Origin of the sequence: Bacillus cereus group sp. N21 (genome assembly GCF_016483395.1) — a bacterium.
Classification (GTDB): Bacteria; Bacillota; Bacilli; order Bacillales; family Bacillaceae_G; genus Bacillus_A; species Bacillus_A pseudomycoides.
Window position 1 is genome coordinate 1 of record NZ_JAEHBX010000044.1, and the last position, 12845, is coordinate 12845.

Genomic DNA, 12845 nt, shown 5'->3' on the forward strand with positions numbered 1-12845 from the left:
CCCCCCCCCCCCCGCCGTCCTTCCTCCCCCCGCGGTCCTTCCTCGCCCCGACGTGCTTGGTCGGCGCGCGGTCGTTGTTCGCCTTGAGGCCCTTGTTCGCCTTGAGGCCCTTGCTCGCCTTGAATACCTTGTTCGCCGTGAAGTCCTTGTTCGCCTTGAAGTCCAGTCATTTCAATTGACGCAATTTGTAGTAAAGTAATTTGTAAATTTTCTATTTGCATGATGATTTTTTGGAACACAAGATGATTGATTCTAAATAATTTAGTGATATACAGTGAAAAGTTGAGTAGGTTTTGTAATTCAATATATGTTGCATTTGCTACAAAAGGTTGATTATCCAAAATAGTAATTAAATTTTCGACAATTGCAATGCCAGCTTCTCGCTGTGTAAGCGTTAAGTTTAAACGTTCCAGGAACCCCTTTATTATTTCTAATAAGGTTATAAGCTCTTTTGTGTTAGATTCTGTTGGATTGGAAAATACAGCTGGAATAATATTAGTTAGGTCACTTAAAGTATCGGAAAAAAGATTCGCGTATAATTTAGGAATAGGGGTATAATGGACTGTCGGAATACGATGAGGTTGTGTTGGAAAATACGGTTTTGAAATCTTTTTTTGGTTATCATTAAAATAAGACATTAAAATGCTCCTTTCTAATTGAGATGGTGAAAAACCTATCATAGTAGATGCAAGTTAAAGATAAAAAGGAATAGGGAAACGGGCAGTTTATGTGAAAAATAGTAAAAACGCCCATTTATAAGGCGTTTTCTTTTTGTTTTGCATATTGATAATACCTTTTTAATGAAATTTTTGATTTGAAACCAACGCGTTTCATGATTTCTTGCTCTGGGATGTGCTGTTCAATTAACCGTAAAATAAATGTATTTCGAAAGTGTTGGCCGGAAATGCCTTTCCGTAAATTTGCCCGTGCCACCTCAAGACGAATCATTTTTTGGACGGCTATTTCTGTTAGTGCTTTTGGAGCATCATTTTCGTACACCCACCGATATGTGTTACGGTTGAAATCAAATGCCACAAATAGCGGGTCATCACTATGGTATTTGGGACGAACTGGTTCAGGGATTTTTTTATAATAGTTATATAGTTGTTGTTTGTCGTCGTGAGTTAAATTAATGGTTCTTTCAACACCTGCTACTGCTGGAATGGAAATTGTATTCGTTTCAAAATGAACGTGATGCATATTTAATGATACAAGTTCTTGTAGGGATAAGCCGTAGTCAATGAGTAAATTTACAATAGAAATATTACGATCCATTAGTAATGGACGGACAGGGCGTTGTTTCTCTGATAATCCTTCTAATGAAGTCAGAGTATGTTTTAAGCGTTTTTCGTCCTCTTTTGAAATGAAATCTTCATCACGTAACGCGCGATTAGGTTGGATGACGAGTTTCATGTCCTTTAATGGGTTTGGGAGGTTTAAAAACTGATATAGTCTATTTAAGACAATAAAAACACGGTGCATTGTTTTTTCAGAGTAATGCCGTTTCTTTTTTAAGTCGGAAAAATAATCTTCATAGTCTTTTGTACAAAGTGTAGCCCATATATTACTAGAGGAAAGTTTTTTATTTTTTTCTAACCAATGCCCAAAATCTTCAATATCATAGACGTAACGTTTAATGGTTGAAGGTTTTCTTCCTTTATTTAATAAAAAGGAAGAAAAAGCTTGTACCGTATCATGAATTTCCTTTGTTTCCATATTCCCACCACCCTGTTTTTTCTTATATTATAACAAATTTTTCTGAAAACAGTTATTTGTATGGGAAGTGGAAAAATTAATGATATTTTTTGGTGAGTCGATAAAAAGAGGTGATTGTATGGAACAATCAATGCGAAAGAAAAATAATAATCAAATTAATATTGTGTTAAATCACCGAAAAAAATTTTCAGTACCTGCTCCAGAAAAGAAATCGGTAATTTCAAGTGAAACGTCTACGAAGCATGAGATGCTGCAGCGGATTGAAGAAGAAATGGGTAAACTTGTTGGAATGGAAGATATAAAAAAAATCATAAAAGAAATTTATGCATGGATTTATGTAAATAAGAAAAGGCAAGAAATTGGCTTAAAGTCAGAAAAGCAAGTGCTTCATATGTTATTTAAAGGAAATCCAGGAACGGGGAAAACAACTGTCGCAAGAATGATTGGGAAATTATTATTTGAGATGAACATTTTATCAAAAGGGCATTTAGTCGAAGCGGAACGCGCGGATCTTGTGGGAGAATATATTGGGCATACAGCACAAAAAACAAGAGATTTAATTAAAAAAGCCATGGGTGGAATATTGTTCATTGATGAAGCATATTCGTTAGCGCGTGGTGGAGAGAAAGATTTTGGAAAAGAAGCGATTGATACGCTTGTCAAACATATGGAAGATAAGCAACATGGATTTGTTTTGATTTTAGCGGGATATTCAAGAGAGATGAATCATTTCCTTTCTTTAAATCCAGGTTTGCAATCGCGTTTTCCATTTATTATTGAGTTTGCGGATTATACAGTGAATCAGTTGCTTGAAATTGGGAAGAGAATGTATGATGAACGAGAATATCAATTATCAAAAGAGGCGGAATGGAAATTCCGTGATCATTTACATGCGGTGAAATATTCATCACAAATTACATCATTTAGTAATGGACGCTATGTCCGGAATATTGTTGAGAAATCCATTCGTACACAGGCAATGCGCTTATTGCAAGAGGATGCATACGATAAGTATGATTTAATTGGGATATCAAGTAGTGATTTAACGCTTGAAGAAGAGACGCACAGTTCATAAACTGTGCGTTTACTTTATTATGGAAGAGAAACGTAATGCATCGTATTCTATTTTGTATTTTTTGTTTTTGCTCGTTGTTCTAATTTGCTTTTTGGACTTGTATCAGCTACATCTGATGCAAGTCCTTGTGGATTAACGCTACTACTTTGTCCGCGATTGCGGTTGTTGTTTCCTTTTGCCATTCTTTATCACCTCTATTCTTCTTTAGCTTTTTGTTGATATGCCCTATGATATCGCTCCATCTTTTTGCTTTTTTCATGGGCGGATTTTGGGTCGAAGCTAATTTGGTTGACTGAGCTTTTTTGAGCGCCTTTGTTTACGTGGTTTGTCATTATGTTCACCTCGCTTTAAAGTTTAGTATGGACACTCTGAACAGAAAAAAACGTTGGAAAAGAAAAACCTCTTTACGTCATGTAAAGAGGTGAATTTACTATTTATGCAAGGAACGCTCTTTATTCTCTAAGCGTCTGTGCGGTAAATGCCATTTGTAATGAATGGAAATCATGCGGAAGCAAACAATAAAAATAAATAAGGTGTATAGAGCCCAGTCACTGACAATAATCTTGGCACCAATTAAAAATCCTGCTAAAATCGTCCAAAATGCATATACTTCTGCGCGAAGGACGAGAGGTTTGCGGCGTGCTAATAAATCACGAATGATACCACCGCCAATCCCTGTTAAAACAGCTGCAACAATTGTAGCGCTAATAGGTAAGTTGAGCTTTTGTGCATAAAGTGCTCCTTGTACAGCGAATGCTGATAAGCCGATAGCATCTGTGATGTTCTCCCATCTTTTCCAATGCTTAATTAATTTATTTGGAAATAGAAAGATAATCGTCATTGATAAAAGTGCAATTTGAAATAACATGTCTTGTTGCCAAAAAGCGCCGATTGGATAACCGATTAATAAATTACGAAGGGCACCTCCTCCAAAGGCAGTTGCCATCCCTAAAATATATACCCCGAAAATATCGTAATCTTCTTCCATTGCGACAATAGCTCCGCTGAGTGCGAAGGCAATTGTACCGATGATGCTAAAAATCTCCCATGCCATGAATTTTCTCCCTCGCTAACTAGATGAAATGTGCTTCCTCTGCTATTATATTAGAAGGTTTAATTTTCGAAAAGGGTGAGTGAACATATTTGATGGAAGAAAAAGAAAAAGTCATATTAGTTGGCTGTCAATTGCCGCAAGATGATGATGAACGGTTTATGCATTCCATGAAAGAACTCGCATCGCTAGCGAAGACGGCACGTGCAGAAGTTTTGGTATCTACAACGCAAAAACGTCCGAAATTTCACCCTGCTACTTACATAGGTAAGGGGAAATTAGAAGAACTTGCAGCGCTGACGGAAGAATTAGAACCAGCTGTTATTATATTTAATAATGAATTAACACCGAGCCAAATTCGTAATTTATCAGCTATGTTAGATGCGAGAGTAATCGATCGAACGCAACTAATATTGGATATTTTTGCTCAGCGTGCGAAATCAAGAGAAGGTAAGCTTCAAGTGGAATTAGCTCAGCTACAATACACGATGCCACGTCTTATGGGGCAAGGGCTCGCGCTATCACGTCTTGGAGGCGGGATTGGTACGAGAGGTCCTGGTGAAACGAAGCTAGAAACAGATCGTCGTCACATTCGCTCTCGTATTGATGAGATTAAGAAGCAGTTAGCGATTGTTGTGGAGCACCGGAAAAGATATCGTGAGCGCCGAAAGGATAATCAAGTATTTCAAGTTTCGTTAATTGGGTATACAAATGCTGGGAAATCGACGTTATTTAACAGATTAACAGAAGCAGACACATTTGAAGAAAATTTGCTGTTTGCGACGTTAGATCCAACAACAAGAAAAATGCAATTGCCGTGTGGGTATACGGTGCTATTAACTGATACGGTGGGGTTTATTCAAGATTTACCAACATCATTGGTTGCTGCGTTTCGCTCTACACTGGAAGAAGCGAGGGAAGCGGATGTGATTTTACATGTCGTTGATTCTGCAGATCCAAATTATGTAGGTCATGAACAGACGGTGAAAAAATTACTACAAGACCTTGAAATTGACCACATTCCAATTATTACGGTTTACAATAAGAAGGATAGATTACATCAGAATTTTATTCCGTTTCCAAAAAATGATTTTCTTATGACCAGTGCTTTTGAAGAAACAGATTTATTAAGCTTGAAAGAATCGGTAGGAACGAAGATGATGGAAGAGATGGAATCGTATAAGGTCATGATTCCTCCGAGTGAAGGTAGATTACTAACGCTTTTAAAAACAGAAACGGTATTAACTGGGATGGAATTTAAAGAAGATGGATTCTTGTATGAGTGTACAGGTTATATATTTGCTCATTCACCGCTGAATGGACAGTTAAAGAGATTTTTAGTGGAAAAAGGAGAAGAGAATAAAAATGTTTGATCGTTTGAAAAATGGAGAAAGAATCGCTCCTATTGTAAAAGAAGTAGAAGAACAAATTACCGGTGTACATAAACGTATTGATACAATAATTGAAAGTAATCAATTCCGTGTATTAGAAAGTTTTCGTAAACATAAAATTAGTGATTCACACTTTATTCCAACAACAGGTTATGGCTATGATGACATTGGTCGTGACACATTAGAAAAGGTGTATGCTGATGTATTTGGAGCAGAAGCAGGGCTTGTTCGTCCGCAAATTATTTCAGGTACACATGCGATTTCAACAGCTTTATTTGGTATTTTGCGTCCTGGTGACGAATTATTATATATAACAGGGAAGCCATATGACACGTTAGAAGAGATTGTTGGTGTGCGCGGGAAAGGTGTTGGTTCTTTTAAAGAATATAACATTGGTTATAATGCTGTACCGTTAACGGCGGAAGGACGCGTTGACTTTAAAGCTGTAGAAGCAGCTATTCAGGAAAATACGAAAATGATTGGTATTCAGCGTTCAAAAGGGTATGCGACTCGTCCGTCATTTACAATTGCAGAAATTAAAGAGATGATTTCTTTTGTAAAAGAGATTAAATCAGATGTTGTTGTATTTGTAGATAACTGCTACGGAGAATTTGTTGAAGAGTTAGAACCGTGCCATGTCGGGGCAGATTTAATGGCAGGGTCTCTAATTAAAAACCCGGGTGGTGGAATTGTAAAAACAGGTGGCTACATTGTTGGGAAAGAACAATATGTAGAAGCTTGTGCATATCGTTTAACATCTCCAGGTATTGGAGCAGAAGCAGGGGCATCTTTATATAGCTTACAAGAAATGTATCAAGGTTTCTTCTTAGCTCCTCATGTTGCTGGTCAAGCGTTAAAAGGGGCAGTCTTTACGGCTGCATTTTTAGAAAAGTTAGGAATGAATACATCACCAACTTGGAATGCTGCAAGAACAGATTTAATTCAGTCTGTTCAATTTGATGACAAAGAGCGTATGATTGCATTTTGCCAAGCAATTCAATACGCATCTCCAATTAATTCTCACTTTACACCGTATCCAAGCTATATGCCAGGTTATGAAGATGATGTCATTATGGCTGCAGGTACGTTTATTCAAGGTGCAAGTATTGAGCTATCAGCAGATGGTCCAATTCGTCCTCCGTATGTTGCCTATGTGCAAGGTGGATTAACTTATTCTCACGTGAAGATTGCGATTTGTTCTGCGATCGATGCGTTAATTGAAAAAAATCTATTAACAATTTCGTAAGGGAAAGCTGTCGATTTCGGCAGCTTTTTTGTATAGAAAAAGGTATTTATGCCATTTTAAAAAAGAATGAAAAAATTTATAAAAAAAATCATGTTAGAAAAGCTAACATCTGTTGACATCAAACATAACATGATATAAAATGAGAAACAGTTAAGGCGAAGGAGGAACTGAAACAATGAAAGAAGATAGACGTTCTGCCCCGCTGTTTCCTATTGGTATTGTAATGGATTTAACACAATTATCTGCTCGTCAAATTCGCTACTATGAAGAGCACAATTTAATTTTCCCAACCCGTACAAAGGGAAATCGTAGATTGTTTTCATTTAATGATGTAGATAAGTTGTTAGAAATTAAAGATTTGTTAGATCAAGGCTTAAATATGGCTGGTATTAAACAAGTGTTACAAATGAAAGAAAATCAAACAGAAGCAGTGAAAGTAAAAGAAGAAACGAAAGAAATTTCAAAATCCGAGCTTCGTAAAATTCTTCGAGATGAATTGCAGCATACAGGTAGATTCAATCGAACTTCATTACGGCAAGGTGATATTTCAAGGTTTTTTCACTAAAGATTACTGATTCTGAAGGTGTTTAGAGGGACTAAGGAGGAATATATAATGGCAAAGTACACAAAAGAAGATATTTTTCGTTTAGCGAAAGAAGAGAATGTAAAATATATCCGTCTACAATTTACGGATCTTTTAGGGATTATTAAAAACGTAGAGATTCCAGTTAGTCAGTTAACGAAAGCTCTAGATAACAAAATGATGTTTGATGGATCTTCAATTGAAGGATTTGTTCGTATTGAAGAGTCTGACATGTACTTATATCCAGACTTAGATACTTGGGTAGTATTCCCTTGGACTGCTGAAAAAGGTAAAGTAGCTCGTTTAATCTGCGATATCTACAATGCTGATGGCACTCCATTTGAAGGTGACCCACGTAACAATTTAAAACGTATGTTAAAAGAAATGGAAGCACTAGGATTTACAGAATTCAACCTTGGACCGGAACCGGAGTTCTTCTTATTCAAAGTTGATGAAAAAGGAAATCCAACATTAGAACTAAATGATAACGGTGGATACTTCGACCTTGCGCCGATGGATCTAGGGGAAAACTGTCGTCGTGATATCGTTCTTGAACTTGAAGAAATGGGTTTTGAAATTGAAGCATCTCACCATGAAGTTGCACCAGGACAGCACGAAATTGATTTTAAATATGCGAATGCACTTCGTTCATGTGATGACATTCAAACATTCAAACTTGTTGTAAAAACAATCGCTCGTAAACACGGTTTACACGCAACATTTATGCCGAAACCATTATTCGGAGTGAACGGTTCTGGTATGCACTGTAACTTATCTCTATTCAAAAATGGAGAAAACGTATTCTACGATCAAAATGGTGAATTACAATTAAGTGATGATGCGCGTCACTTTATCGCAGGTATTTTAAAACATGCCCCGGCATTTACAGCGGTAGCTAACCCAACTGTAAACTCTTACAAACGTTTAGTACCTGGATATGAAGCGCCTTGTTACGTAGCATGGTCTGCACAAAACCGTAGTCCATTAGTGCGTATTCCAGCATCTCGCGGTATCAGTACACGTGTAGAGGTACGTAGTGTTGACCCAGCTGCAAACCCATATTTAGTAATGGCAACATTATTAGCAGCAGGTCTTGACGGAATTAAAAATAAATTAACTCCGCCAGCTGCAGTGGATCGTAACATCTATGTAATGACTAAAGAAGAACGTGAAGAAGCAGGTATCGTTGACTTACCAGCAACATTAGCACAAGCGTTAGTTACACTACAATCTAACGAAATTGTATGTGGTGCATTAGGTGAACATTTACTTGAGCACTTCATCGAAGCGAAAGAAATTGAGTGGGATATGTTCCGCACGCAAGTTCACCAATGGGAACGCGATCAATATATGTCTCTTTACTAAGAGGCTTAAACCTTTGACACATAACGTGTTGAGGGTTTTTCTTCGTAAAGGGGCAGGTGCAAGTTACTCTGTTATTCGTCAGTTAAATAAACCAGAATCATACCAAGTATGGGGAGAAAAAGATGGTTGGTTAAATCTTGGAGGAAATCAATGGGTATATAACAATCCTTCTTACATCAAGTTTGAGAAAAAAGAGTCAGTTAATCCGACTGCAGGAAAACGTCTTGTATCTAAAGTGGACAACCTACGTTTCTATGATTCCCCATCATGGCAGGATAAAGATGTTGCTGGTACTTTAGATGCAGGACTAGGGTTTACAATCGATGAAAAAGTAACTGTCAATGGATCACCACAATACAAAGTACACAATTCGAAAGGGAATACGTACTACATTACAGCTAGTGATGCATACGTAAACGTACGTTAACATAAAAGAAACCGGCTCTTAATTGAGTCGGCTTTTTTACTATGTATTAAACTTTAGCATTCATAAGTAACTCTTTTAATTCTTCTATAGATAATTTGCTTTCTAACGCTTTACTTAAGTCAAGTATAGAAGTTTTATAATCTACTGCTACTTGTAAACTACCAGTCTTCTTTTTTTCTGCATTGTCTTTAGAACAACCTACCCCACTAATTAACATAACTGGCAATGCAACTGCTAATAGTTTACGTTTCATTGTTATACCCCTTTAGATGTTTTCTGATTCTTCGTCTTCCGTTTTTGTCAAGTTTAAGATAGCACCAAATGACTTCATAAGAGCGTCACTACCTTCATCAATCAGTTCAGATGACTTATTAATCTTTGTTTCATCTAATGTTGTAAACCCATCTACCATTGTGTCTAGTCCTTTATCAAGAATATCTAGAGATTGGGATAAATCTGATTGCAAGTTATCATACTGTATTGGTGGTTTAATTTCTCTTAATTTCTTGTTTGCTGACTTCATTTCACTTACTGCTTGCTTTAACTCATTGTGTGTGCTAAGGAATGAAGGGTCTTTCTTTTGTAACTCTCCAAATTTCTTTTGTGCTTCTACCCAAACCATAGCTACCCCTTGCACTTTTGCAACATAGTCTGTTTTACTCGTTAGTCTACCTTCTTCGTCTGTCTCAAATACTCTTTCGCTTACTGTGATGTTGTTAGATTTCTTTTCCTTATTATTGCAACTCTTTACTAACCCTGCTGTTAGTAGAACAGGTACTACTAAGGACATTACTTTCGTCCCTACCGATGTTTCCCCGTTTCCGAAACCAGCTATTACCCCTGTGAGTAGGAGAGCAGGAACTACGACTGCTAGTGTTTTTCGTTTCATATGTACAACCTCTCTGTTTGAATACGGTTATTTAAAATCCTTGTATATTTTGTCTACCATTTCCGTTGCATCAGTCATTGGTTTCCTACCTTCGTGAATTGACTTTACGGTTTTCGTACTTAATCCGTATTTTGTTTTACTTAAAGAGTCATGTACTAAACCTGTAACTTCACTTAGTTTATTTTGAAGGTCTCCGTGCTTATACTCTGGGTCTAGACTATCTATTTTGTCTAATGTAGCTAACATATCCTTAGACTTCTCTTTATACTCTAGGTCTTTATCCTCTAGTGGTTTATCGCTATCTACAATACTAGTTTCTTTGCTTTCATGATTAAATACCCCTCTTGTATTGTTTATATGTAATACAGGTTACTTTTGATAAGTAACCCATTACTAACTATTACTTACGTTTTACTTGGTGCATCTTGCTACCATCGTCGCCTACCATTTTGAATATACCATCTCTAAAGTACTCCATCGTATAGGACATAGATTGTTTCATTTCACCAGGTTTCGCCTTTTTGCCGTCTTTTACATACTCGTCTATTGTTAATGTCATTTCTTTCTTGTCTCCATTGTAAGACCATTTCCCATCCATATGTGAGTTCTCATAAGGTGTGTTGTCTTCATCATCAAATATGGTGTATGTACCATCTTGACGGAACTCTGTTCCTTTGGTGAACTTGTCACCAACATAACTACCCCATTCACCAATTATTTCTTTACCGTCTTTTGATAAAGTGATAGGGTCATACGATTGATTCTATCTTGCGGTATGGTCTACAGCTTTCTCAATTGGTTGCATACCTTCTTCTAAGTAGTCATTGCCTTTATACATTAATTCTTTTAATTGTTCCGTCTTCTTCTTTGTTACAGAACCACTTTTTGCTAGACTTATTTGTGTGTCAAACGCTTCTTTATAACAGTCTATTGCTTTTATAAGAGTTTTGTGTGATTCTTCAAACTCTTTTGGTGGGTCTATCTTGTAAAACTTATCGAATATTTGTTGTAATTCATCTGCACCTTTTAGGATTTCCTTGTTTAACTCTTTTGTATCCTTGTCTTTTCTTTTTGCTAGTGCAGTTAGGTCTTCCATCTTCAACTTTAACTCATAATGTAAGTTTGACATACGTGAAGGGTATGCTTCTTTCGATAGCTTTTCCTTTTCTTTTGCCTTTGCTTCTACCTTTGTGTCTGCTTTCTTCTCTACTTTGTCTGTTCCGCAACCCCCTAATAACATGATTGGAAGTGCTAACGTTACAAGTTTCTTTGCTTTCATATTTCTATTACCCCTTATTAGTTGAATGATTGTATGTATAATTACAAGTTACTCTATTACTTTGTATGTTCTTCCATTTTCTTATCAAGTGCTTTGGCGTAGGCATCTTTGGTTTCCTGATTTAACTTATAAATTGCTTCTCTCCACTGTTCTCCATCTACACCTGACATATGTGGAGAACTTTTTAATACAGCTTCTTGAATCTTCAGTCCATCGTCTTTATCAGCGTCTTTTATTAACTTTGTTCCTTTTCTTGCATCTGTTATCCCTTCTTGTACGAGTTTATGAATGTCTTTGTATTTATCAGGTACTATTATGTTCTCCATACGGTCTAAGGCTTCATCCATATCGTTTGCTGTTTTAAATACATCTTTATATTTCTTATTATCTTTTGAAGCTTCTCCTAGTTTTAACAGTATTTCATCCTTCTTGAATTGAAACTCTACCAGTTGCTCACAAATATAATACGGATACTGTTTTTCAGATATTACTGTTTTCGACATTGCTTTATTAGTTTCCTCAGTCTTAGGGATAGAATCTTTATCTCCTACCCCACAACCTACTAATAATAGAACAGGTATTGCTAATGATAGGAGTTTCGTTGCTTTCATTATGTATCCTCCTTTTAAAAAGTACTGTAATTAATTAACATATTGAACGATAACATAAATTATATAAATAAGATATAAAGATTTCCCATCCTTAAGAAAAATTTTGAGTGTTTTAACAATATGAAAAAATGTATTACGGTTGTAGAAAATCCCGCTCCATATGCTTTTTAAAAAAATTCTCTTATTGGTTCCTCAGCGTTTGGGAGCTTTTTTATAATCCCATAAACTCTTTATCGAAGTAGAACTTGTCCATTAAGTTATTTACAATCCCATTGAAATAAGTAAATTTACCATACTTCATTTTTATTCCAGACTTCACTTTCATAACAAACTCTTTAATAGCTTTTAAGCCAATAGTAAGCTCCTGGTCTTTAGTAAATGCTTTATCACCTGTTGTGTAATTAACAACTCTATTACACTGTCTTACAACCTTCCACAGTTCTTGAATTGTTTTTGATTCAGAATAAAAAGAGCTAGTTAAAGAAACGAAACGTTCTGGAACCCAGTGAGCAACAAAATCAGCTTGTTGAATATTCTCTTCAGTAGTATTACTAGTCTCATTACTATTACGTTTGTTTATATCTTTTATATTTTGTTTTAAGGAAACAGGGGTTGTTTTAATGGTAGGACACTTTGTAGGACTTTTAGTAGGTTCCTTGTCGGACACTTCTTCCACAATAGGTCGAATTACTATAGCATTAGCAGTTTGCATCATATCAGAATTACTTTTCATAGATACCTGGCGGATCATGCCGAGGTCCACAAGTTTCTTCATTAATATTTGTCTCCTTTGTGGAAACAAAAAAGCAACATAATGCCAAATTTAAGCAAACTTTTGCTAGGTGTTTTTTACCCACAATTCGCCCACATATCTTTCTTGTCATATCAAAGTTTATCCGTAATAAGAAAATAGAGAAGAAAAGCCCGCAAAAGCAGGAGGCTATGTTTTGTCGGCCGTTTAATGACCATATTTTGACCATATTTATTTCAAAAGCAAACGAATATTATCGAAAGTCAATATACAAACAATTGTCGTTAAACATTGGTACTACAACATTTATGCATAGCTTAATAGATACAAATCTTTATTGATTTTTGTTCCGCACGCAAGTTCACCAATGGGAACGCGATCAATATATGTCTCTTTATTAATATTTTAAAAATAAAACGCAATAAACATTAATGTGACGCGGTTTCTGAGTAATCAGGAAC

13 protein-coding genes and 3 pseudogenes are annotated in these 12845 nt (G+C 36.2%); 6 read left to right on the forward strand and 10 right to left on the reverse strand.

Annotation, left to right across the window (positions count from 1 at the left end; translation table 11 throughout):
* Together JDS96_RS20860 and JDS96_RS20865 are read right to left on the reverse strand one after the other, a co-directional pair.
* Positions 1 to 638, reverse strand: a 638-nt coding sequence (locus JDS96_RS20860) for a collagen-like repeat preface domain-containing protein (protein WP_199667908.1), incomplete at its 3' end; no start/stop codon positions are given.
* Between the two features lie 115 nt (positions 639 to 753).
* Positions 754 to 1716, reverse strand: a complete 963-nt coding sequence (locus JDS96_RS20865; RefSeq protein ID WP_199667909.1) for a tyrosine-type recombinase/integrase — start codon at positions 1714 to 1716, stop codon at positions 754 to 756.
* Positions 1717 to 1834: 118 nt separating this feature from the next.
* Between JDS96_RS20865 and spoVK the strand changes: the two genes are divergently transcribed.
* Complete coding sequence (gene spoVK, locus JDS96_RS20870; RefSeq protein ID WP_199667910.1) at positions 1835 to 2791, forward strand: stage V sporulation protein K; 957 nt, start codon at positions 1835 to 1837, stop codon at positions 2789 to 2791.
* 47 nt (positions 2792 to 2838) lie between these two features.
* Here the strand turns inward: spoVK and JDS96_RS32850 are convergent, their stop codons facing one another.
* The gene (locus JDS96_RS32850) at positions 2839 to 2973 is read right to left on the reverse strand and encodes a hypothetical protein (protein WP_001051869.1); all 135 of its coding nucleotides are present in this window, start codon (positions 2971 to 2973) and stop codon (positions 2839 to 2841) included.
* Between the two features lie 248 nt (positions 2974 to 3221).
* Positions 3222 to 3845, reverse strand: a complete 624-nt coding sequence (locus tag JDS96_RS20875) for a trimeric intracellular cation channel family protein (protein ID WP_003203441.1) — start codon at positions 3843 to 3845, stop codon at positions 3222 to 3224.
* A 92-nt stretch (positions 3846 to 3937) separates the two neighbouring features.
* On the opposite strand from JDS96_RS20875, the gene hflX reads away from it, so the two are divergent.
* The 5 genes and pseudogenes from hflX to JDS96_RS32855 form a co-directional block, all read left to right on the forward strand.
* The gene (gene hflX, locus JDS96_RS20880) at positions 3938 to 5215 is read left to right on the forward strand and encodes a GTPase HflX (RefSeq protein WP_199667930.1); all 1278 of its coding nucleotides are present in this window, start codon (positions 3938 to 3940) and stop codon (positions 5213 to 5215) included.
* Complete coding sequence (locus JDS96_RS20885; protein WP_033796336.1) at positions 5208 to 6479, forward strand: methionine gamma-lyase family protein; 1272 nt, start codon at positions 5208 to 5210, stop codon at positions 6477 to 6479. The genes hflX and JDS96_RS20885 overlap by 8 nt, the downstream gene beginning before the upstream one ends.
* A 175-nt stretch (positions 6480 to 6654) precedes the next feature.
* Complete coding sequence (gene glnR, locus JDS96_RS20890; RefSeq protein WP_002014475.1) at positions 6655 to 7044, forward strand: transcriptional repressor GlnR; 390 nt, start codon at positions 6655 to 6657, stop codon at positions 7042 to 7044.
* 48 nt (positions 7045 to 7092) lie between these two features.
* A complete protein-coding gene (gene glnA, locus JDS96_RS20895) occupies positions 7093 to 8427 on the forward strand; it encodes a type I glutamate--ammonia ligase (RefSeq protein ID WP_003203448.1) in 1335 nt (444 codons plus the stop codon).
* A gap of 34 nt (positions 8428 to 8461) precedes the next feature.
* A pseudogene (locus JDS96_RS32855) lies at positions 8462 to 8854 on the forward strand (SH3 domain-containing protein); the annotation flags it as partial.
* A 46-nt stretch (positions 8855 to 8900) separates the two neighbouring features.
* Here JDS96_RS32855 and JDS96_RS20905 read toward each other — a convergent pair.
* The 6 genes and pseudogenes from JDS96_RS20905 to JDS96_RS20935 form a co-directional block, all read right to left on the reverse strand.
* A complete protein-coding gene (locus JDS96_RS20905) occupies positions 8901 to 9107 on the reverse strand; it encodes a hypothetical protein (protein WP_199667911.1) in 207 nt (68 codons plus the stop codon).
* A 12-nt stretch (positions 9108 to 9119) separates the two neighbouring features.
* Positions 9120 to 9743, reverse strand: a complete 624-nt coding sequence (locus tag JDS96_RS20910; RefSeq protein WP_199667912.1) for a DUF7018 domain-containing (lipo)protein — start codon at positions 9741 to 9743, stop codon at positions 9120 to 9122.
* Positions 9744 to 9770: 27 nt separating this feature from the next.
* Positions 9771 to 9989 (reverse strand): hypothetical protein, encoded by a 219-nt coding sequence (locus tag JDS96_RS20915; RefSeq protein WP_199667913.1) that lies wholly within the window; start codon positions 9987 to 9989, stop codon positions 9771 to 9773.
* 154 nt (positions 9990 to 10143) lie between these two features.
* A pseudogene (locus JDS96_RS33305) lies at positions 10144 to 11022 on the reverse strand (DUF7018 domain-containing (lipo)protein).
* 56 nt (positions 11023 to 11078) lie between these two features.
* Positions 11079 to 11633, reverse strand: a complete 555-nt coding sequence (locus JDS96_RS20930; protein WP_199667916.1) for a hypothetical protein — start codon at positions 11631 to 11633, stop codon at positions 11079 to 11081.
* Positions 11634 to 11844: 211 nt separating this feature from the next.
* A pseudogene (locus JDS96_RS20935) lies at positions 11845 to 12417 on the reverse strand (helix-turn-helix domain-containing protein); the annotation flags it as partial.
* Positions 12418 to 12845: the final 428 nt, after the last annotated feature.